Here is a 22988-nt window from a genome sequence, read left to right as displayed (position 1 = left end):
CAATAACTAACCCGCAATGCCACCCTGTGTCAGTGTGGTTGGATCAAGCAGCTTGCTGAGCTCTTCTCGGCTAAGATCGGTTTCTCTTTCTGCTACATCCAGAATTGGTAGGCCTTCTTTATAAGCTTTCTTGGCAATATCAGCCGCCTTCAAGTAGCCAATCACAGGGTTAAGTGCGGTCACTAGGATTGGGTTCTTTGACAGTGCCAAATCGAGGTTGTCTTGGCGTACCGTGAAGGTAGAAATTGCTTTATCAGCCAGTGCGACTGAACTGTTTGCTAACAACTCTATGCTTTCTAATACGTTATGAGCAATAACGGGCAGCATCACATTCAATTGGAAGTTACCCGATTGGCCTGCAATCGTAATAGTGGTGTCATTGCCAATCACTTGTGCTGCCGCCATTGCAGCTGCTTCTGGAATTACAGGGTTCACTTTGCCAGGCATGATCGATGAACCCGGCTGTAGAGCCTGCAACTCAATTTCCCCTAAGCCAGCCAACGGCCCTGAATTCATCCAGCGAAGATCGTTTGAGATCTTCATGATCGCAACGGCTGCAGTTTTGAGCTGACCTGACAGTGCAACGATCGCGTCTTGGCTGCTGAGGTTAAAAAAGAAGTTTTCACTCGAGGTAAAACTGATCTTTGTCGATTGAGACAGGTTACTTGCAAACTTATCGGCAAAGCGTGGGTCGGCATTAATCCCGGTACCTACCGCTGTACCACCTTGAGCAAGCGCCTTGACTGCTGGCAAGCTGCTTTCTATCGCTTGCTTGGCATGTTCAATCTGAAATTTCCAACCACCAAGCTCTTGAGCAAAGGTAATCGGCATTGCATCCATTAGATGGGTACGGCCAGTTTTGACTACCTCAGCAAGTTCATGCTGTTTTACGGTAAGCGCCGCAGAAAGGTGGGTAAGTGCAGGCAACAGCTTATTTTCTGCCATCAAAGCGACACTGACTTGGATTGCTGTCGGCACGACATCGTTACTGCTTTGCCCCATGTTTACGTGATCATTTGGGTTCACGTCTCCTTGCAGGCTTCTTGAAGCGAGTGTCGCAATCACTTCGTTGGCATTCATGTTGGAGCTTGTACCAGAACCGGTTTGGTAAACATCAATAGGGAATTGCTCGAGGTGTTTACCCTCAATGATCTCTTGGCTAGCTTCGGCTATCGCGTTGGCAATATCACCTTCTAATAAACCTAACTGAGCGTTGGTATCGGCGGCGGCCTGCTTAATCAGCGCCAGTGCTTGAATGAAACTATCTGGCATCTTGTGCGAACTAAACGCGAAGTTATCCACGGCACGTTGAGTTTGTGCTTGATATAGCGCATCAGCAGGGACTTTAACTTCCCCCATGCTATCTTTTTCAATCCGAAATTGTAGGGTCATCTTCTATCCTTGTTAGCTAAGTGGGGCTTGGACTTGTTGTAGTGTTTGGCTGAGATTCAAGAAACGCGCTTGGCCTTGTGGCTGCTGGCAGTAGTGTCGTTTCAAATAAAATAGTGGTGAGTGAATAGAGTCTAGGCAGATATGACGAAAGGCGAAACTGCGTTCTGGAGACTCAATCGCTTCTATCAAATGGAAGAAAACTTGGCGCAGATACAGCTCGCACAACAAGATATTTTCTTGGGCGGCATGCTTTTCATAGTAAGCAGAAAGCGTGAGTGCGCACTCGATATACTCTTGAATCACAAACGGTTCATGGCCTTGAACTTGTTCTAATGAAGCAAAGCGATCCTGTGCTTTGTAAAACCTCGAATAAAGAACCTGCTGCTCTTTCATCATCTGCATCTCAGTAATGAATGTTAATGATAATTATTATCAAATGAGATTTTAAAAACAACCCTTTGTTTCTCTTTTTATAAAGTGAGTAGGAAAAGAAAAAGCCGATACATGACGTATCGGCTTTCTGGAGTCAGTACCTAATCCCTACAATGTAAGTACTGATTCATTTTCTAAGTGCTTATTATCCTAGTCACTAAGTCGCGAGCTTCTTAGTGGTCGTGAGCTTCACCAGCACCTTTCGGGTAACGGATGTTCTCAACCATCTCTTGGACATCTTGTGGCACTTCAGCAGTTACTTTGTTTACAGCAATTGATACTACGAAGTTTAGACACATACCTAGCGTACCGATGCCTTCTGGGCTGATACCAAACCACCAGTTTTCTGGTGTGCTTGCTGCTGGGTTAATGAACTTGAAGTAGATGATGTAGCTTGCTGTGAAGGCAATACCTGACAACATACCTGCAATTGCGCCTTCCTTGTTCATCTTCTTGTAGAAGATACCTAGGATGATCGCTGGGAAGAAGGATGCTGCGGCTAAGCCGAAGGCAAACGCTACTACCTGTGCTACGAAGCCTGGTGGGTTAATACCCAAGTAACCTGCACCTACAATCGCGATCATGGCAGCTAAACGAGCGGCTAACAGTTCCTGCTTGTCGGTCATGTTTGGTCTAAAGCCTTTCTTCAACAAGTCATGTGAAATCGACGTTGAGATTACCAATAGCAGACCTGCGGCTGTTGATAGTGCTGCGGCTAGGCCACCGGCTGCAAGCAGTGCGACAACCCAGTTTGGTAGTTTTGCTAGTTCTGGAGAAGCCAGTACGATGATGTCACGGTTAATCTTCATCTCGTTGCGTTCATCGCCCGAGTAGAACATTTTGCCATCGCCGTTCTTATCTTCCCAACCTACTAGGCCAGTGCTTTCCCAGTTTTTGTACCAGCTCGGTGCGTCTGCTGCGGCGACACCTTGCATGTCAGGGCCGTTGATTGTTTCGATCATGTTTACACGAGCGAATGCTGCAACGCCGGGTGCTGTTGTGTATAGCAATGAGATGAACAGTAGTGCCCAACCCGCTGAGATACGAGCATCACGTACTTTTGGTACCGTGAAGAAACGAATGATTACGTGTGGAAGACCGGCAGTACCTACCATTAGAGCCGCACAGATGAAGAATACATCTACCATGCTCTTGTTACCTTCTGTATAGGCGGTAAATCCGAGTTCTTCGGTCAGTCCATCCAGTTTATCAAGAAGGTAAACATCTGTGCCTGATAGCGTAGAGCCCATACCAACTTGTGGAAGTGGGTTACCCGTCATCATGATTGAGGTAAAGATTGCTGGAACAAGGAAGGCGAAAATGAGGACACAGAATTGAGCTACCTGCGTATAAGTGATGCCTTTCATGCCACCTAGTACTGCGTAGAAGAACACAATACCCATACCAATGATGATGCCTAGGTTAATATCAACTTCTAGGAAACGAGAGAATACAACGCCCACACCTCGCATCTGGCCTGCAACGTACGTAAACGATACGAAGATTGCACAGAATACCGCTACCATACGTGCCGTTTTCGAGTAGTAACGCTCACCGATGAAATCAGGAACCGTAAACTGACCGAACTTACGTAGGTAAGGTGCTAAACATAGCGCAAGTAGTACATAACCACCTGTCCAACCCATTAGGTAAACCGCACCGTCATAACCAACGAATGAGATGATACCTGCCATTGAGATGAATGATGCTGCCGACATCCAGTCAGCGGCTGTTGCCATGCCGTTTGCTACTGGGTGTACGCCGCCGCCAGCAACGTAGAATTCACTCGTTGTTCCAGCGCGAGCCCAGATTGCGATGCCGATATAGACTGCGAAAGTAATACCGACGAGAATAAACGTCCAAGTTTGAATATCCATGTTCTAGCCTCTAGTCTTCCTGTACGTTGTATTTTTTGTCCAGCTTATTCATGCGAACAACGTAAATAAATATCAACGCCACGAAGGTATAAATTGAACCTTGTTGAGCGAACCAAAAACCTAGCTTAAATCCGCCAAATTGAATGGTATTTAGGACATCCACAAATAAGATGCCAGCGCCATAAGACACCACAAACCAGACTGCGAGCAGTGTTCCCATTATTCCCAAGTTTTCCTTCCAGTAGGCTTGAGCATGTTCCGTAGATTCGAACGCCATTGCCTTCTCCTTTAATTCCGTTTTCGTAGAAACCGTTTTGTGAAACCGTTTTTGTAAAATAGCGTGTTAACGTAATGTTACGATTTAGAATGTAGCAAGGATAAGTCAAGGGATCTGTGCAACTTTAGTCGGGACGCTATTAGCGCTAATGTCCTGAAATATGGGAGCTAGGAGACAGAACCATAGAAAAACGTGATGTTGCAATGATGTTAAATTAGCCAAAGGTCTAACAAAAAGGGATGAATTAGAGTGCGAGTCATAAAATTTAACAACTAAATGACTGAGAAACGGTATTTAGTCCTGCCTATGACACGAAGCGAAACATAAGTTTGTTATAGTAACTACGGTACTTTCACCGGTCGTGACTTGCTTAACGGCAGAAGATCAACAGGCTTAAGGCTCGAGTTTTATTCTTTGGGGGGACGAATTGGACGCAATAACCATTAACCACTTATTTTTAACTGGTGCGGTGCTCATCGCCATCAGTGTGCTTTTTTCGCAAGTGTCCTCTCGCTTGGGCGTTCCGATTCTTTTGATCTTCCTTTTCGTTGGCATGTTAGCCGGTGAAGATGGACCCGGTGGCATTAATTTTGATGATTACTCACTGACTTATTTGGTGAGTAACCTCGCGCTTGCCGTGATCCTGCTTGATGGCGGTATGCGAACCAAGGTGGCGAGCTTCAAGGTCGCTTTCTGGCCTTCGCTCTCGCTGGCGACGATAGGTGTCGCATGTACAGCAACCTTAACCGGATTAATGGCGGCTTGGCTGTTTGACTTGTCATTAATGCAGGGCATCTTGGTCGGGGCGATTGTTGGTTCAACCGATGCGGCAGCGGTATTCTCTTTGCTGAAAGGACAGAGTCTCAATGAGCGTGTGGGTTCAACTCTAGAGATCGAATCAGGCACTAACGACCCAATGGCGGTCTTCCTGACGGTGACTTTAATTGCGCTGTTAGGTAACCCTGACGCTGAGATGGGAATGAACTTCCTACTGCAAAGTTTTGCGATGCAGTTTGGTATCGGTACTCTTGTTGGTATTGGTGGAGGTTGGGTTCTATGGAGTCTAAGTAACCGAGTGCAACTGGCGGATGGCCTTTACTCTATTTTGGTGCTCAGTGGTGGTGTGGCGCTGTTTGCGTTCTCTAACATGCTGGGCGGCAGCGGTATCTTATCGATCTACCTTGTAGGCCTGTTCATTGGTAATCGTCCAACGCGTTCTCGACACTCTATTCTTAATGTCCTAGACGGTATGACGTGGCTAAGTCAGATCGTGATGTTCTTGGTGTTGGGTTTATTGGTGACACCATCGACCTTAATGGACATTGCACTTCCTGCGTTAGCATTGGCTTTCGGTATGATCTTGTTTGCTCGCCCGTTGTCTGTTTGGTTGGGTTTACTGCCGTTCAGAAGCTTTACCACCAAAGAACGTTGGTTTGTTTCTTGGGTAGGTTTACGTGGTGCAGTTCCGATCATTTTGGCGGTTTTCCCGATGATGGCTGGCCTGCCAAATGCTCAGCTGTATTTCAATATCGCCTTCTTCGTGGTTATGGTTTCGTTGATTGTTCAAGGCGGCAGCTTAATGAAAGTCGCAAGACTCGCTAAAGTGACTCTACCGCCAACGCCAACACCGATTTCTCGTACCGGTATCGAGATTTATCCGACCAGTGAATGGGAGATGTTTGTCTACAAGCTGAAAGAGGAAAAGTGGTGTGTCGGTGAACCGCTCAAGCGTTTATCGATGCCTGAAGGGACGCGCATTACCGCACTGTTTCGACAAGATGCCTTGCTTCACCCATCGGGCAGTACCATATTAGAGGCGAACGATATTCTCTGTGTGCTTGGTCAAGATAAAGATCTAGATAGCCTAAGTGAGCTGTTCAGTTAGGCACCTTTGGCAGAAGAAGCCGCTCGATTCTTCGGTGACTTCTTCTTAGATGTTGGGTTATCGGTCGCTGCGGTAAGCGATTGTTATGGTATTGAACTTGGCTCGGAAGAAGAGCGAGAAATGACGCTAAAACAATTGGTTGATCAAGAGCTTGGGGCACACCCGGTATTAGGCGACAGCTTCGAGTGGCATGACATCACTTGGGTGGTTGCAGATATAGATGATCATAAAGTCGTCAAGCTGGGTTTATGTTTGCCTAAGACGACTTTAGAAGAGGATGTAAACGAAGCTTAATTGTGGATTTCTTGTAGCAAGATAACTGCTTGAGTTCGGTTTTTCACATCCAGTTTACGGAAGATGGCTGTCATATGTGCCTTGATGGTCGCTTCCGAAACATTCAATTCATACGCGATTTGCTTGTTTAGCAAGCCGTCTGAAAGCATCCCTAGCACCTTGTATTGCTGAGGTGTCAGCGTGGAAAGCTTTTCCGCAAGGTCGCTACAGGCTGCATTATTGGTGATAAGCCCTTCAGGAAAGAACGGGTCGCCATTCAGCACTTGATTGAGTGCACTGACCAATTCACGCATATCACTCGACTTAGGAATGAAACCAAAGGCACCGTGGCTTTTCACTTGAGTGACAACGCTGGCATCCTCGCTGGCTGAGATCACCACGATCGGTAAATCTGGATATTCAGCACGCAGTTGAATTAAGCCCGACATCCCGTTTGCTCCCGGCATTTTAAGGTCGAGAAGTAACAGGTCTGGTTCATCTTCTTTTTTTAGTAGAGTCAGTAAGGCATCGAGAGAATCAGCCTCAAGCAGGTTCGCACCGCTGATAGCCATATGAACTGACTGAAACAGGGCGTTGCGAAAGAGAGGGTGGTCATCAGCAATGATGATGGTATAGGTCGAGTCCATGACGTTCATACTTTTAACAATTTAGTTAATATTTATTATCATCCTGATTGAGTATGTGGACAATATCTATGCATTAAAAGTCTGAACCATATCGACTTTTATCCCCGGAATAAGAAAGCGTTACTCTGAATAGCAAAAAAGCCGCACTGCCATCTCGTTACGGAGGGGCGGTGCGGCTTTCGTTAGTGCTTGTATTTAGACGAATGTCGTCGCTATAGCTGGTGGTTTTGCATATGTTTCAAGAATACATCGGCAGGCATAAAGCCCGTCACACGAGCATTTGGAACATGGTTACCCTCGCCATCCCAGAACTCAATGGTTGGTAAGCCCAGCACCTGTAATTGTTTAAGCAGTTCAATGTCTTGAGGCATGTTTCTCGTTACGTCAGCCTGAAGCAGGACGAAATCAGAAAGCTTGTTCTCAACATCTGCTTGGTGGAAGGTGTACTTCTCAAACTCTTTACATGCCACACACCAATCGGCGTAGAAATCGAGCATCACTGGTTTGCCGAGTTTCTTGGCTTCGATGAGCTGGATTTCTAACTCTTCAACCGTGTTGACGCGGGCAAATTGGATTTGTTGCTCAACCACAACGCTCTTTTCTGCGAACCAGTAATTGAGTGCAGGTTGAGCTGATGCGAACAGGCCAAGCATCGCGATGATACCTACAGCGCTCTGTTTCCAACCACCGAATGGCAGTGCATTCTTGCTATGGTAAAGCCAACCAAAGGCGATGAAGCCAAGACCAGACCAAAGTACCGTTGCCCACAATTCAGGAATAATTCGCTCTAGCAGGAAGATAGGCGCTGCCAGCAAGATAAAGCCGAATACGATCTTCACCTTGTCCATCCAGCTGCCTGCTTTTGGTAGTAGCTTATTACCAAATACCGCAACCAAAATCAGCGGAATACCCATACCCATCGCTAACGCATACAGAGCGATCGCTCCGGTTAATAGGTCGCCACTTTGAGCCACATACAATAACGCGCCTGACAGTGGCGCTGTGGTACAAGGTGAACACACCAAGCCAGAGATAGCGCCCATTGCGAACACGCCCAAGGTATTACCACCTTGTTGTTTATTGCTTTGGTTGTTAAGCCAAGTTTGGATGTTGCTTGGTAGTTGTAGGTTATAAACGCCGAACATCGACATCGCCAACGTCACGAACAGAACACTCAGCGCGATTAATACGTAAGGGTGTTGCATCGCAGCTTGGAACTGCATGCCTGCTGAAGCAACCACTAAACCTAATAAGGTGTAGGTCAGCGCCATGCCTTGCACGTAGATGAAGGACAGCATCAGCGCACGACCTTGGCTGAGCTTGCCGCCACCTAGCACAATACCCGTTAGAATCGGATACATAGGCAGAACACACGGCGTAAAGGCTAAGCCAACACCGAGTGCGAGGAATAATAATGGAGTCCACCAACTGTCACCCAGCTTATCGGCTAAACCTGCTTCTTTTGAAACAGGAGCATTGGTTTGTTGAGTGGTATTGCTTGCTGCGTCAGCGGTAGGAGAAGAGGGTTGCGTAGAAACATCGGTCTCGTTGCTAGCTGAAGATAAAGCTTGTGAGTCACTACCTTGCGAATTAGGAGAACTTGTTGTTGTGAAAGGTTCAATGTCGATGACACGAATCTCTGGTGGGTAGCAGAAACCAGCATCTGCACAGCCTTGATACTTAACGATCAGCTGTGAGCCATCTTGGTAACTCTGTAGAGGAACTTGCACGAATAACGGCTGAGTATAAATGCTCACCTCACCGAAGAATTCATCTTGGTGTGGTTGGCCATCTTCCATTTCAACATTGCCGATAGCGAGATTTTGGCCAGTGAACGAGAGGCTATGTTGATAGAGGTAGTAGCCCTCTTTTACTTGCCAATCGAGAAGGACCTTGCCGTCTTGCTGGTAGTAATTGAAAGGGAAAGCTTGGTCTACAGGGACAAAACCGTTGTTATTGCCTCCGAAGCTTGGCTCGGCGTTGTCGTTTCCAAAAAGCGCCCACGCAGGCTGGGTGAACAGGGAAACACAAACAAAAAGTAATGTGGCAAGTCGTCGCATACTATTTAGTCATCAAAATGGAGTTGAAGGTATCTTAACTCAATCAGACCGTAATAGTTTGTGATTAGTTTCATCGGTAGACAAATATCCCCTAAGGCGGGTGGGCTATTTTCTGGGGCAGTCGAGAGAGTGTCAGTCGCTCAACATGAGTTGTCAGCTTTTGCCAATAAGACATTTAAGCCACTCCTAAGCGTGCTCTTACTACTTGTTCGCAAGCATCTATATTCGTGGTGTCTTTCGGAATAATTAACACCGTGTCATTGCCGCCAACCGTACCGATAATCTCGGTATGAGGGTCGATATCAACCAATCTTGCGACCAACTGTGCGCAACCAGGGTTTGTTTTTACGATCACTATTGCTTGGTTGTGAGTAATTAATTCGATTTGTGATGAGATTGACGCATCGACACGTACCGGTGCGCTTTCTACGGTGATGCAGTAAACCTTTTTGCCACAGGCGTTCTGGATTTTGACAACACCGAGTTGTGACAAAATACGAGACACAGTCGACTGGCTAATGCCTGTATAACCAATGTCGACGAGTTTCTCTCGCAGCTGGTTCTGGGTCGAGAAGCTTTGCTGTTGTAGTAAGCGTTTGCACGCTGCAGTCAGTGTTTTATCTTCAGCTGAATACAAGCAACCGTGCTCAGTGATTTGGTTCATGAACAACTCCTTAAAGCCAACGTGTGGGTATCACTTGTCCATAGCGCAGAACGCACTCCCAAAGCCGTAGAGTACGATTGTTAATTAGGGCTTACCGATGAATCCTGAAATAAATAGGAAGGGTATGCGTGATGTATGATCTTCTATTCATCCAGTCTACCACTAAAGAATAGTTATCTTTTTGAAGGTGATCACCAAACAAAATTCTGGTTATTTGCTTTTTTTGTGGAATTTTATTCTTTAGGTAAGTGGATATTTATTCCGGGTTAGGAATAAATATCCATGTAGTTTGAGCGGTTTCTTTTACGAAGGTAAGAGCGCTAAGGGCTAGCGGATTTCACTCATGATCTCGCGAGAGAATACTTTTTCACAATAGTGACATTTTAGTTGGACGTTTTCGTGTTTTAGCTGCACTTTAAAGCTACTTTCAACGGGTTCACCGTGCGAAATACAGTTGCTATTCGGGCAGGAGTACACACTGTTGATTTGGTCTGGCAGTACTAATGTTAGCTTATTAACCACCTTGTACTCTTCAATCTGATTTACCGTCGCTTGCGGCGCATACAGAGCTAATTGGTTGGCTTGTTCCTTGGTCAGAAATATGTTCTCAATCTTGATCAGATCTTTATGACCAAGCGCAGATGATGGCAGATTCAATCCCATGGTGATGCGTTGTTCTGTTTTGTGTAGCTTAAACAGTTTAAGGATTTTGATACCAAGATGAGCAGGGATGTGGTCAATCACGCTGCCGTTACGGATCGCTTCTACTTGTAGCTGAGTTTGTTTAACCATGACTGTTTCTCCTGCTTATAAAGTGTCGTTAAGAACTAGGGCCAATAGGGCTTCGCGAGCGTATACACCGTTTTCAGCTTGTTCAAAGTAATAAGCGTGTGGCGTTTTATCGACGTCGGTTGTGATTTCATCGACGCGTGGTAATGGGTGAAGCACCTTCATGTTCTGGCGTGCATCTTTCAAGGTATCGGCCGTTAGAATGTAAGCCGACTTCATGTGCGCGTATTCTGACGCATCAAAGCGCTCTTTCTGTACGCGAGTCATGTACAGGACATCCAGTTCCGGTACCACTTCTTCAATGCTGCTGTGGGTGCTGTATTGGATGCCCATCTCTTCCAATTCTTCACAGATGTAATCAGGCATCGCTAACACTTCTGGCGCGATAAAGAAGAAACGCACGTTATTGAATTTTGATAGTGCTTGCGTCAAAGAGTGTACGGTACGGCCATATTTTAGGTCGCCGACGAAAGCCACATTGAGGTTATCGAGCGTGCCTTGCGTTTCGTAAATTGAGAACAGATCCAATAAGGTTTGCGTTGGGTGTTGGTTTGCACCGTCGCCACCATTCACAATTGGCACACCGTTAGAAAATTCAGACGCTAAGCGCGCCGCGCCTTCTTGTGGGTGACGCATCACAAAGGCATCCACGTAAGATGAAATAACTTGAACGGAATCGGCAAGTGTTTCGCCTTTTTTCGCCAGCGATGTGTTGCCGCCATTATCAAAGCCGATGACTGTGCCGCCAAGGCGTTGAACTGCGGTTTCAAATGAGAGGCGAGTTCGAGTTGAAGGCTCAAAGAAGCAGCTCGCAACGACTTTATTTTTCAGCAGCTCAGGGTTTGGTTCTGCTTTGAGTCTTGCTGCAGTATCGACGATAAGCTCCAGTTCATCACGAGATAGCTCTGGAATGGAGATGATGTGCTTGTTAAATAACGAATGCGCCATAACGGGTCTTCCTTTTTCTATGCATACAGTCAAATTGCGGACAAAAAAAAGCCCCCTAAAAATAGGAGGCTTCGAAATGATCAATAGAGCAAAATAAAAATGACACCAACGCCGTTCTAAGGCGTATTGGCTGACAATCGTGTGCGACAGAATTGCGGTTCATTTTTTGCTCTCTTAAGACAAATTGCGGAGGATTATACTCAGATAAAAAGGCCATGCAATACTTTCTGTAAAGTATTCATTTAATGGATTTTTATGCGAGATTGCATCCATTTCAAACTCTCATTTAAGTCTTTGTTGGGGCTGAGACTTACAGGGTTTTTCAGGAAATTATCTCTTCAATCGCATGAAAAAAAATGCGAGCTTTATTCAAGGTCAAAATCCCAAGAACGCCACCCGCATTTCCCTGTCATTGCACTTAACTTATCAACGTATTTCGAACAAGTGAGTGCCTAGCTTCTTAATTTTTAACGTCTTAACTGTTTAGTTTCTTAGTTTCTTAGTTTCTTAGGTAATTAGCTGCCTAATGTCGCAACCATTACTGCTTTGATGGTGTGCATGCGGTTTTCTGCTTCATCGAACACGATAGAGTATTCAGACTCAACCACTTCATCTGTCACTTCTACGCCATCTTTAAGCTGCGGATATTCAGCAGCAAGCTGTTTGCCTACTGTGGTATCTTCGCCGTGGAAAGCAGGTAGGCAGTGCATGAATTTCACATGTGGGTTGCCTGTTGCTTTGATCATGTCCATGTTGACTTGGTAAGGCATCATTAGGTTGATACGCTCAGCCCATGCTTCTTTCGCTTCGCCCATTGATACCCAAACGTCGGTGTATAGGAAATCACAACCTTGCACGCCTTCTTGAACATCTTCTGTTAGCGTGATTTTGCCGCCAGTGTGTTCTGCGATTTCACGACATTGAGCTAATAGCTCTTCTTCTGGCCAGAACTGCTTTGGAGCAACAAGGCGAATGTCCATGCCCATTTTCGCAGCGCCAACCATTAGAGAGTTACCCATGTTGTTGCGAGCATCACCTAGGTAAGCAAACTTGATTTCATGCAGTTGCTTGCCACGGCCGTATTCCGTCATAGTTAGGAAGTCAGCTAGGATTTGTGTTGGGTGGAATTCGTCAGTCAGGCCATTCCATACAGGAACGCCAGCGTAAGCGCCTAGCTCTTCAACGATTTCTTGACCAAAGCCGCGGTATTCGATGCCATCGTACATACGGCCTAGAACGCGAGCGGTGTCTTTCATTGATTCTTTGTGGCCAATTTGAGAGCCAGATGGGCCTAAGTAAGACACGCGAGCACCTTGGTCGAATGCTGCTACTTCGAATGCACAGCGAGTACGAGTTGAGGTTTTTTCAAAGATAAGCGCAATGTTTTTGCCAGTCAGTGTTGGCTGTTCGTAACCGTTGTACTTCGCTTTTTTTAGCTCCATAGAAAGATCTAACAAGTGTTGAATTTCGCGTGGAGTGAAATCTAGTAGTTTTAGGAAGTTACGATTGCGTAGGTTAAAAGCCATGATGTATTCCTTCTTAGATTTAGGCGCTTCCTTGTTACAGGGAAATAAAATTCAAGAAAGCGCGATTCAATTTTTAGTTAAAGTTGTTCGGTTTTTTTTGTTTCGTTTGATTCTGTTTTCGCAAGATTTAAAAGCTTTCAAGACTTAAGCTTCTCAAGCTTTAAGTTTTTCAAGATGATAAAGCTCGCTAGTGCATTAACCTTTGGTGATATTGGTGCCCGCTTGGCCTTGCAGGATTTGCAAACCATCTTCGAGTGCGCCGATACCCACTACTTTGCCGCCTTGCTGAATGAACTCGCACGATGCTTCAATTTTTGGCCCCATTGAGCCTGCATCAAATGTAAATTTCGCCAATTCACTTGGTGTAGTACTGCGCAGTGCGTGTTGAGTCGGTTTGCCCCAATCAAGATAAACAGCGTCAGCATCGGTCAGAATAAGTAGTGCATCCGCATCCAATTGTTTCGCCAAGAAAGCCGCTGACATGTCTTTGTCGATAACCGCTTCAACGCCGACTAATTTGCCATTTTCTTTTTTCACTGGGATGCCACCACCGCCAGTACAAATTACGAGGTGACCTGCATCGATAAGTTGAGTGATCGCTTCGTGTTCAACAATGCCAGTAGGGCGTGGGCTTGGCACTACTCGACGGAAATGTTGACCGTCTGGTTTTACGATCCAGTGGAATTTCTCCGCTAACTCACGCGCTTCTGCTTCTTCGTAGATCGGGCCAATTGGCTTAGTTGGATCTGCGAATGCAGGATCGTTTGGATCAACGGTCATTTGCGTCAACATGCATGAGATGTTGCGGTCAGGCAGGTAGTTTTTGAACTCTTGCATCAGCATGTAGCCGATCATGCCTTGAGTCTCACTGCCCAATACATCCAATGGATACGGGTTTACTTTTTTGTACTCCAAACCTTGCAGAGCAAGTAAGCCAACTTGTGGACCATTACCGTGCACTAGAACCACGTTGTACACTTTCGCGATTTCAGAGATGGTTTTAACAGCCGTTTCAATATTACGGCGTTGAACATCGGCTTCTAACGGCTCACCGCGACGAAGTAGGGCATTACCGCCGAGTGCAACAACAACAGTTTGCTTAGTCATAATTGTGTTCTCTCATTTTGGCCAAGTTGAGATTATTTGAGATCGTTCAACTTGGCCGTTTCGTCTTAGTGATTAGATACCATCACGCTCAATTGGACAGCTCATGCAGCGTGCACCACCGCGACCGCGACCAAGTTCGTCTCCTGGAATCGGAAGAACCGTGATGCCTGCTTTGTCGTATTTTTCGTTGGTGTATGTGTTGCCTTCGTAGCCAATAACAACGCCAGGTTTAACCGTTAGAACGTTGTTTGCATCGTTCCACTGTTCACGTTCTGCATGGAAGTTGTCGCCACCCGTTGTGATTAGGTTTAGCTTGTCTACGCCAAGTGCTTTTTCGATAGCTGTTACGAAGTAGCCTTCTTCTTTCACTTTCACTGCGCCTGACTCATCGCCAGTTAGGTTCCAGCACTGCACGTCTTTACTTACCACTTCAGGGTAAACAGAGAACGTATCTTCGTTCATGTGAGTCATCACGGTGTCTAAGTGCATGCAAGAACGGTGTTTTGGTAGCTGCATTGCGATAACTTGTGTCGCTTGACCGTGTTTGAATAGGCTAGACGCTAAGTGTTCAACACCTTGTGCTGTTGTACGCTCAGACATACCGATAAGAACCGCGCCACGGCCGAGAACAAGAACGTCACCACCTTCGATTGTTGAGTTGTCGTAGTTGATGTTTTCTTCATCACCGAAGTATTTAATGAAGTCTTCGCCTGCGAATGTTGGGTGCCAGCGGTAAATAGCGCGAACGTGGTTTGTTTCACGTTGACGAGCAGGTTTCGCCATCGGGTTGATAGATACGCCACCGTATACCCAGCAAGATGTGTCACGAGTAAATAGGTGGTTTGGTAGAGGTTCGATAATGAAGTCAGTTGGTGCGTGCATGCCTTGCATCATTGAAGATGATTTCATTGGCATTTCAGCGTAAGAAAGACCGCCCGTTAGGATTTTTGCTAGCTCTAAGTTTGGTAAGTCGCCCAAGTAGCAGCGCACATCATTAGCGAATGTTTTACCCAAACGGTAATCAGATACCTGGCAGCTTAGTAGCCAGTCTTTCGCTTCTGGCACTGCTAGTGTGTCTGCTAGTAGGTCAGTAAGAAGAAGAACTTCAACACCCTGATCACGTAGCGTTTTAGTAAATGCGTCATGCTCTTTACCTGCGCGCTCAACAGCCAGTACGTCATCAAATAGTAAATCGTGACAGTTAGAGGGTGTTAGGTGAGTCAGTGCGCGTCTTGGGCGGTGAACTAGAACGCGGCGCAATTGACCTATTTCAGAACCTACATAGAACTTACTCATGATCGTCTCTCTCTTATATATTTGAATTACTTTTATCGCTAAGAGTAATTGTTTATTTTCAGTGGAGAATAATGAATTGTTTTATTCATATCTCTTGTCTGGAATTAATATTACGCCTGCTAGTCAGGTATTCTTAGAGATCTATCACAAATCGTTTTTTATCCTGCAGCCCTTTAAAACTAAGGGTTTTAACAAACTTTATGCACTTTTAGTCATGACGATTACATTCTAAATAGTTAGCTGTTAGGGAACTTTATGCACGCTTTTTTGATGAACCTGCCTAGAATTAAAATTGTTAGGGATTATATGCATAATAGTTTTATTGATAAGAATGTACTTAGCTTGGAAGTATGCAATGTTTCTATTTAGATATTTAATTTTGGATGTGAAATTAATTATTTATTAACAAAATAAATGCGAATAAAGCTGTTGTGGTCACACTTTATAATTGGTTTTTTTTAGCCAGTTTTCTATAAAAATAGCTTTTATTTCCCCTTTGGTTATTACAAGGTTAATAACTTTAAATATAATTAACGTTAATAAGTGACTAAATATTTTTATAAACATAATGGAGAGGAATGGATTATTTTTTATTAGCCTTAACATCAATATTAAAACGTTGATTTACGCTTTGTCGAAGGTGTCCTTGGATTGTTTAAGGTTGACTATAGAGAGGCTTTAAATAGAGTGTGTGCAGCTCGTGAGGTTGTTTTGGGGACTGGTTCTGAGGGTGATAGCAACAAAAAAGCCGCTAAGAAAGCGGCTTTGAACGAGAAGGTGGTGTGCAGGTTTTAGATAAGCGCACCAATACTTAGTACAACGATGCAGAACACCATCAAGATTCCGATTAATGGCATCACCCATTTAACCCAGCGCACGTAAGGGACACGAGCAATCGCCAAGCCGCCCATTACCACTGCAGAGGTTGGAGTGATTAAGTTGACCAAGCCAGATGCTGATTGGTAAGCGGTGATAACAAGGTCACGACCTACGCCAGCAAAATCGGCTAATGGCGCCATGATTGGCATAGTCAGCACTGCTAGACCAGAGGTCGAAGGTACTAAGAATGACAGTAGAATTTCTAAGAAGAACATCACGTTAATGAAGACAACTGAAGAAAGGCCTGTCACCATTTGTTCTGCTGAGAAAAGAATAGTGTCGGTGATCATACCGCGGTCCATTACGACTACGATACCACGTGCGATACCTATGATAAGCGCAACGCCCAGTAGATCTCGAGCACCGTCAATGAAGCTAGTTGTGAACTCTTCCTCGCTCATGCGAGACACAATACCGACAATAATAGTCGCAGCTAAGAACATCGCGGAGATCTCTGCCATCCACCATCCAGCAACGGATACACCGTAAATCATCACAGCGAAAGAGCCACCAAAAATGGCCAGGATCAGTTTGCGAGTCGCGGTGAACTCCAGTTTTTCACCACTTGCGTTGCCAAGGAAGTGCGCTTTGTTCTCTTCGTATTTGTCGTAAACAATCGATGTTGTTGGATCGGCTTGTACCATTCTTGCGTAGCGCATGACGTAGGCGACACAGATACCCCAACCAATAATCAGCATTCCAATACGCAGCGCGATACCGTCGGTAAATGGAATACCAGAGGCGTTGGCAGCAATAACGGTCGCGAATGGGTTAATGGTAGAGCCTAGCACCCCAATGCCCGCGCCAAGCAATACCGTCGCAGCCGCAACTAGAGGGTCAAAGCGAGCTGCCATCATTACTGGTACTAGTAATGTATAGAATGGCAGTGATTCTTCCGCCATGCCGTAGACGGTACCGCCAGCGGCAAACAGTGCCATCAGTATCGGTATCATCAACTCTTCTCGCCCTTCTAAGCGGGCGGTAACGCGCTCGATGCCAGCATCAATGGCACCTGTTTTGGTTACTAGTCCTAAGAAGCCACCAATGATTAAGATGAACAGCGAAACGTCGATAGCCGCGGCTTCATAGCTATTGTGGTCGTAGAAGCCATCAATAGGCGCTAGCAGTACATCAATCACGCCTTGAGGGTTACCTTCTACCGCTTGATAGGTTCCGGTTACGGGTACTTCTCGGCCTAGCTCTTCATTCATTGCACGGTCGTATTGGCCTGCTGGAACAATCCAGGTAAGCAGCGCGACGAACGCAATCAGAATAAATAGAATGGTGTAGGCAGAAGGAAATTTAAAGTTGGCAAAGAAGCCGCCCTTTTTTTTCTCGCTTGGTATCGTTTGAGTTGTCATGGCTATCTCCTTACATCATCTTAAATAGAAGTGATGTGAATTAGCGACTAATGATTTATAGATTGTAAATACACGGACACTTATAAAGCACTCAACGATATAAAGTTGCTGACTTTAAATTAAGGTTGTTTTTATATTTACCAATCCAAATGAAGTTAGATTTAATTTAGCTGCGGTTATTTTATTCCTTACGTCAGTATTTAAGTTTGGTGCTGTTCACAAAAATAATGGCTAATGAAAGGGCTGAAAAATGGCAGAAAATTGGCAAGGTTTTTTGGTTAGTTAGCTTGGATTAATATTCGATGGGGATGACGGTAAATCAAAGGGAGATTGACTGGGTAGGCATTCCTAATTAATGGCCTGAATAATCCTGGAATTTTATTCAAACTTTATTTTTAGTTGGTTTTTGAATTTTATAACGGTTATTTGACGTGTATCAAATAACACATTGAGCAGAAAACAAAAAAGGAAGCCGAAGCTTCCTTTTTTAGTTTAGAACATTAGTGATTACTAGATGAATAGGCCGCCAAATGCGAAGCCGAGTGCAACCGCTGTACTGATTGTTACCACACCAGGAATGAAGAATGGGTGATTAAATACGTACTTACCAATACGCGTTGAGCCTGTGTCATCCATCTCAACCGCTGCCAGTAGCGTAGGGTAAGTTGGAAGTACGAACAGTGCACTTACTGCAGCAAAAGAAGCCACGGCTGTTAGTGGTGCTACGCCAATCGCTAGAGCTGCAGGCATTAGTGCAACTGTTGTTGCGCCTTGAGAGTAAAGCAGCATAGAAGCGAAGAACAAAACAAGAGCCAGCATCCATGGGTAGTCAGCCAGTAGAGCACCTGCTACGTCTTTGATCTCAGCAACGTGTGCGTTTACAAACGTTGAACCTAACCAAGCTACACCAAGTACACAAACACACGCTGTCATACCAGAGCGGAATGTTGGCGCTGAAGAAATCTTCGCAGCATCAATCTTAGTGAACATCACGATAGCCGCTGCTGCTGCTAGCATCACAGACATGATCGCTTCGTTACGACCAAGCGCTGGGTTTTCAATTAGGCCAACAGAGCTAGAGATAGCCGCTGCGTAGCAAACCACGAAACCAATCGCTGCTAGGAAGATGTACGTTGCTCTCTTCGCTGTTGGTAGAATTTCACGTTTCTCTTCTGTCGCCAGTTTGATTAGGCCTTTCTCTAGACGTTCTTGGTAAACAGGATCGTCTTTCAGTTCGCTACCCATGTAGTTAGCAACAACCGCACCAACCATACAAGCGATGAAGGTTGTTGGGATACAAACCATCAATAGCGTTAGGTAATCAACACCAAAGGGTGCCAGCATTGCTGCGAAAGCAACAACTGCAGCCGAGATTGGCGAAGCTGTGATAGCAATTTGAGAGGCGACAACTGCGATAGACAGTGGACGAGAAGGACGAACACCTTGGCCTTTCGCTACTTCTGCTATTACAGGAAGCGTAGAGAATGCTGTGTGACCAGTACCGGCCATTAGTGTCATTACAAAGGTCACAATCGGCGCGTAAAAGGTGATGCGTTCAGGGTGTTTACGCAAAAAGTTTTCTGCAATTTGTACCAACCAGTCCATACCGCCAGCAACCTGCATAGCAGCAATTGCGGTGATAACCGACATGATGATCAAGATTACGTCGATCGGGATGAAAGACTGGCTTGTTGGAACGCCAAGAATCAGTGAAAGGGCAATAACACCAGCACCACCGGCAAAACCAATACCGATACCGCCAATTCTGGCCCCCAAAAAGATAAAGAGCAGGACGACAAATAGTTCTACTGCAATCATAAGTAACACCTCATTTTAGATTTTATTATGTGAACATTCGCCGCTGGAATGTTCACATAATAGTTCTATGGTTTAGATTCTATTTCGCAAAAGTGCAACCAATAGAAATCCACAAAATTAACATGGTTAACCGTATTGGAGCCTAAAAAAGGGCTCCGTTTGGAGCCCTTTTTCGCTAACGTTATTCGTAGCGTTTTGCTTTATACTGAGGATGCATCAAATTTTCAACAGAGAAAATGTCATCAAGTTCTTCTTCGGTTAATAACCCGCGCTCTAGAACTACATCACGAACGCTTTTACCTGTTTCAGCACAGATCTTACCAACAACATCACCCTCGTGGTGGCCAATGTATGGGTTTAGGTAAGTGACGATACCGATAGAGTTAAATACGTGAGATTCACACACTTCTTTGTTCACAGTAATGCCGTCTACACACTTGTCGCGTAGGTTCACACATGCGTTTGTTAGAATGTCTAGAGACTCAAACATGCTTTGTGCGATAACAGGTTCCATTACGTTCAGTTGAAGCTGACCGCCTTCTGCTGCGAAAGAAACCGTGTTGTCGTTACCTAGAACTTTAAAGCAAACTTGGTTTACTACTTCAGGCACAACTGGGTTTACTTTAGCTGGCATGATTGAAGAGCCAGCTTGCAGTTCAGGTAGGTTTAGTTCGTTAAAGCCAGTGCGTGGGCCTGAAGAAAGAAGACGTAAGTCGTTACAAATCTTAGACAGTTTAACCGCTAGGCGCTTAAGTGCACCGTGCGTCATTACGTATGCGCCACAGTCAGATGTTGCTTCGATAAGATCTTCAGCCGCTACACACTCTAAGCCAGTTACTTCCGCTAGGTGTTTCACTGCTAGGCCTTGGTAACCCGGTGCTGCGTTCAGACCAGTACCGATAGCCGTTGCGCCTAGGTTAACTTCAAGCAATAGCTTTGAAGTGTATTCTAGGTTCTTGATTTCTTCATTGATGGTTACAGCCCAAGCGTGGAACTCTTGGCCAACCGTCATAGGAACAGCATCTTGAAGCTGAGTACGACCCATCTTCAAAATTGTGTTGAATTCTTGGCTCTTAAGCTCGAATGCGCCTTTTAGGTATTCGATAGCGTCAATCAGTTTACGAACGCTGTTGTACACAGAGATACGGAAACCAGTTGGGTAAGCACAGTTTGTTGATTGGCTGCGGTTTACATGGTCATTCGGGTTGATGAACTCATATTGGCCTTTTTCTTTGCCCATAAGTTCAAGTGCCACGTTTGCCACAACTTCGTTAGCATTCATGTTTACAGAAGTACCAGCACCACCTTGGAATACATCCGATGGGAACTGATCCATGCACTTACCAGTGTCTAGAATGAGGTCACAAGCTTCGATGATGTATTTAGCTACTTCGCTTGGGATTACACCTAACTCTTTGTTTGCTAAAGCCGCTGCTTTCTTTGTCATCACCATACCGCGAACGAATTCAGGTACATCTGAGATCGTTACATTTGAGATGTTGAAGTTTTCAACTGCGCGTAGAGTGTGGATGCCGTAGTAAGCATCAGCCGGAACATGACGTTGACCTAGTAGATCTTCTTCGAGACGAGTAGCTTGAGGAGCTTCAACTTGAGCTTCTGATAGATTAGCCATAACAGGATCCTTAGAGAATTATTCTGATTATATAGTTAGTTATTAGCCTATTCTGTGTGCAAATACTCCGTTCGCTAGAATATTGGGCTGATAAATCCGTCCTGACTTATGTGGCACATGATACTGTACTTAGCGCATAAAAATATTAAGTTGATCACCTTTTTCGGTTTTGTTTCGTCAATATTTTGCAAAGTTATTCTCGGTCAATAAACACGCTTATTTACAGGATAAATTTGAGATTGATAGGGCTTTCAGCGTAAACTGGATGTAACAAAGGAGGGCGTGTGTTTCCTATCTTATTATTACTATTTATCTTCGTACCCATCATTGAGATTGGGCTATTTATTCAAGTTGGTGGCTTCTTAGGATTGTGGCCAACTATTGCGTTGGTTTTGATTACTGCATTTGTTGGTGCATCGCTTGTTCGTAGCCAAGGCATTCAAACACTTATGTCTGTGCAAGGTCGATTACAACAAGGCGAAATGCCAGCACAACAGATTCTTGAAGGCGTGATGCTTGCGGTTGCTGGTGTATTGCTGCTGACTCCTGGCTTTATGACGGACGCACTCGGTATGTTGGTATTGCTACCAGCACCAAGAGCGATGATTGCTAAGAAAATGATGGAAAAAATGGTGGTGACCAATATGTCTGGCGGTTTCCATGCGGGTGGACAGGCTGGTTTTGGTCAGAGTCCATTTGGACAAGACCCATTCAATCGCGATCCCTCCGACCAATCAAAAGACGGCAACACCTTTGAGGGTGAATTTGAGAAGAAAGACGATGACAACGATCGTAACCGCTTAAACTAATCCGTTTTTTCTCTTCTTTGTTTTTATCTCTTCTTTATATAGAGGGAAAAACAGAAAAGGCTCTTACCTTTATCCTTCGCAAGAAAGTGATAATGGTAAGAGCCTTTTTTATTGCTAGCAGGGGGGGGGGAGCTTTCGGTTATACCGCGCCTTCAAAGCCCATTTGTCGCCACGCTTCGAATGCAATAATAGCAACCGCGTTAGATAGGTTGAGGCTACGCGCATCTGGCATCATTGGAATACGAATGCGTTGTTCCATTGGCATGCTTTCGATGAACTCTGCAGGCAGGCCACGTGTCTCAGGGCCAAACATCAACACATCACCTTGTTGGAATTTCGCATCCACGTGGTGACCTGTGGTCTTTGTCGTGCAAGCAAAGATGCGGAAGTCACCCTCGCGTTCATTCTCTAGATACTCAAGAAAGGCTTCTAGGTTCTTGTGACGCTTAACACGCGCTAGGTCGTGGTAATCCAAGCCAGCACGACGAACTTTCTTCTCTTCAAAATCAAAGCCAAGCGGCTCAATCAGGTGCAGGTTTGCGCCGCAGTTAGCACATAGGCGGATGATGTTACCCGTATTGGGCGCAATTTCAGGTTCGTATAGAGCGATATCAAACATGTTGGTTCACAAGAATAATCAAAGATAGCCAGAGTATACGGTGGCAAGCTGAGTGAGTACAGTTCACCACCATTGGCTTACGCTTTATTCGCGAGTGCTTGTGCGTAGTTTTCAGAAACCGCATTCCAATTCACCACGTTCCACCATGCATTGATGTAATCAGGGCGACGGTTTTGGTAGCTGATGTAGTAGGCGTGTTCCCAGACATCCAGTGCAAGAATCGGCTCACCGTTGCTGGCGATGGTATCCATCCACGGGTTGTCTTGGTTTGAGGTCGAGATGATTTTCAGTTGTCCTTCTTCTACTACCAACCAAGCAAAGCCTGAACCGAAGGTATTGATTGCCGCTTGAGCGAACTGATCTTGGAACGTCTCGAAATCTCCGAAAGTACTTTGGATCGCGTCGCCAAGTTTACCTGCCGGTTCACCCCCGCCATCTTGAGCCATGCAGTTCCAATATAAAATATGGTTGTAGTAACCGCCGCCATTGTTGCGAACGGCAGGGCTGTGCTGAGAGATGTTAGCGAAGATCTCGGTTAGAGATTGCTGCTCAAGTTCACTGCCAGAAATCGCCGCAACAAACTTATCGTAGTAGGTTCTATGGTGCTTGCTGTAATGCACTTCCATCGTCTTAGCGTCAATGTAAGGTTCTAGGGCGTCGTAGGCGTAGGGTAGAGCAGGAAAAGAGTGTGACATG

18 protein-coding genes and 1 pseudogene are annotated in these 22988 nt (G+C 45.3%); 2 read left to right on the top strand and 17 right to left on the bottom strand.

Annotated features, from left to right (window positions below; translation table 11 throughout):
• Nucleotides 1–6 precede the first annotated feature (6 nt).
• The 4 genes from OCV30_RS14500 to OCV30_RS14485 form a co-directional block, all read right to left on the bottom strand.
• A complete protein-coding gene (locus tag OCV30_RS14500) occupies nucleotides 7–1392 on the bottom strand; it encodes a class II fumarate hydratase (protein WP_065679748.1) in 1386 nt (461 codons plus the stop codon).
• 12 nt (nucleotides 1393–1404) lie between these two features.
• Nucleotides 1405–1788, bottom strand: a complete 384-nt coding sequence (locus tag OCV30_RS14495) for a hypothetical protein (protein ID WP_083994622.1) — start codon at nucleotides 1786–1788, stop codon at nucleotides 1405–1407.
• A gap of 209 nt (nucleotides 1789–1997) precedes the next feature.
• Nucleotides 1998–3701 (bottom strand): sodium:solute symporter family protein, encoded by a 1704-nt coding sequence (locus OCV30_RS14490; RefSeq protein ID WP_065679747.1) that lies wholly within the window; start codon nucleotides 3699–3701, stop codon nucleotides 1998–2000.
• Nucleotides 3702–3711: 10 nt separating this feature from the next.
• Nucleotides 3712–3978 (bottom strand): DUF4212 domain-containing protein, encoded by a 267-nt coding sequence (locus OCV30_RS14485; protein WP_009844701.1) that lies wholly within the window; start codon nucleotides 3976–3978, stop codon nucleotides 3712–3714.
• Between the two features lie 427 nt (nucleotides 3979–4405).
• Here OCV30_RS14485 and OCV30_RS14480 point away from each other — a divergent pair.
• Nucleotides 4406–6157, top strand: a pseudogene (locus OCV30_RS14480) (potassium/proton antiporter).
• Here OCV30_RS14480 and OCV30_RS14475 read toward each other — a convergent pair.
• From OCV30_RS14475 to aspA, 11 genes are all read right to left on the bottom strand, one after another.
• Nucleotides 6154–6783: a response regulator transcription factor gene (locus tag OCV30_RS14475; protein ID WP_004729724.1), complete on the bottom strand. Its 630-nt coding sequence runs from the start codon at nucleotides 6781–6783 to the stop codon at nucleotides 6154–6156. The pseudogene OCV30_RS14480 and the gene OCV30_RS14475 overlap by 4 nt on opposite strands.
• A 212-nt stretch (nucleotides 6784–6995) precedes the next feature.
• Nucleotides 6996–8843 carry a protein-disulfide reductase DsbD gene (locus OCV30_RS14470; RefSeq protein ID WP_065679746.1) on the bottom strand — a complete coding sequence of 616 codons (1848 nt, stop codon included), beginning with the start codon at nucleotides 8841–8843 and terminating at the stop codon, nucleotides 6996–6998.
• Nucleotides 8844–9018: 175 nt separating this feature from the next.
• Nucleotides 9019–9507 carry an arginine repressor gene (locus tag OCV30_RS14465; RefSeq protein ID WP_065679745.1) on the bottom strand — a complete coding sequence of 163 codons (489 nt, stop codon included), beginning with the start codon at nucleotides 9505–9507 and terminating at the stop codon, nucleotides 9019–9021.
• 327 nt (nucleotides 9508–9834) lie between these two features.
• Nucleotides 9835–10299 (bottom strand): aspartate carbamoyltransferase regulatory subunit, encoded by a 465-nt coding sequence (pyrI, locus tag OCV30_RS14460; RefSeq protein ID WP_009844706.1) that lies wholly within the window; start codon nucleotides 10297–10299, stop codon nucleotides 9835–9837.
• Nucleotides 10300–10314: 15 nt separating this feature from the next.
• A complete protein-coding gene (gene pyrB / locus OCV30_RS14455; RefSeq protein ID WP_004729720.1) occupies nucleotides 10315–11244 on the bottom strand; it encodes an aspartate carbamoyltransferase in 930 nt (309 codons plus the stop codon).
• A 515-nt stretch (nucleotides 11245–11759) separates the two neighbouring features.
• Complete coding sequence (locus OCV30_RS14450; RefSeq protein ID WP_009844707.1) at nucleotides 11760–12770, bottom strand: ornithine carbamoyltransferase; 1011 nt, start codon at nucleotides 12768–12770, stop codon at nucleotides 11760–11762.
• 195 nt (nucleotides 12771–12965) lie between these two features.
• Nucleotides 12966–13877, bottom strand: coding sequence for a carbamate kinase (gene arcC, locus OCV30_RS14445; protein ID WP_009844708.1), 912 nt, complete (start codon nucleotides 13875–13877; stop codon nucleotides 12966–12968).
• 72 nt (nucleotides 13878–13949) lie between these two features.
• Entirely contained in the window at nucleotides 13950–15173 is a 1224-nt protein-coding gene (arcA, locus tag OCV30_RS14440; protein WP_009844709.1) for an arginine deiminase, read from the bottom strand.
• Between the two features lie 791 nt (nucleotides 15174–15964).
• The gene (locus OCV30_RS14435) at nucleotides 15965–17413 is read right to left on the bottom strand and encodes a YfcC family protein (RefSeq protein ID WP_012604975.1); all 1449 of its coding nucleotides are present in this window, start codon (nucleotides 17411–17413) and stop codon (nucleotides 15965–15967) included.
• A 510-nt stretch (nucleotides 17414–17923) separates the two neighbouring features.
• Entirely contained in the window at nucleotides 17924–19231 is a 1308-nt protein-coding gene (locus OCV30_RS14430) for an anaerobic C4-dicarboxylate transporter (RefSeq protein WP_009844713.1), read from the bottom strand.
• A 181-nt stretch (nucleotides 19232–19412) separates the two neighbouring features.
• A complete protein-coding gene (aspA, locus tag OCV30_RS14425; protein WP_009844714.1) occupies nucleotides 19413–20864 on the bottom strand; it encodes an aspartate ammonia-lyase in 1452 nt (483 codons plus the stop codon).
• A 284-nt stretch (nucleotides 20865–21148) separates the two neighbouring features.
• Between aspA and OCV30_RS14420 the strand changes: the two genes are divergently transcribed.
• Nucleotides 21149–21673, top strand: a complete 525-nt coding sequence (locus OCV30_RS14420) for an FxsA family protein (protein ID WP_012604974.1) — start codon at nucleotides 21149–21151, stop codon at nucleotides 21671–21673.
• 139 nt (nucleotides 21674–21812) lie between these two features.
• On the opposite strand, the gene trmL is transcribed toward OCV30_RS14420, so the two are convergent.
• On the bottom strand, nucleotides 21813–22292 hold the full coding sequence (gene trmL / locus OCV30_RS14415; RefSeq protein WP_009844716.1) for a tRNA (uridine(34)/cytosine(34)/5-carboxymethylaminomethyluridine(34)-2'-O)-methyltransferase TrmL: 480 nt from the start codon (nucleotides 22290–22292) through the stop codon (nucleotides 21813–21815).
• Nucleotides 22293–22369: 77 nt separating this feature from the next.
• Nucleotides 22370–22987, bottom strand: coding sequence for a superoxide dismutase (locus OCV30_RS14410; RefSeq protein ID WP_012604973.1), 618 nt, complete (start codon nucleotides 22985–22987; stop codon nucleotides 22370–22372).
• Nucleotide 22988 lies beyond the last annotated feature (1 nt).

Origin of the sequence: Vibrio atlanticus (assembly GCF_024347315.1) — a bacterium.
Lineage (GTDB): Bacteria > Pseudomonadota > Gammaproteobacteria > Enterobacterales > Vibrionaceae > Vibrio > Vibrio atlanticus.
The sequence above is the reverse complement of the archived record's forward strand: the minus strand, read 5'-3'. Positions and strand labels throughout refer to the sequence as shown.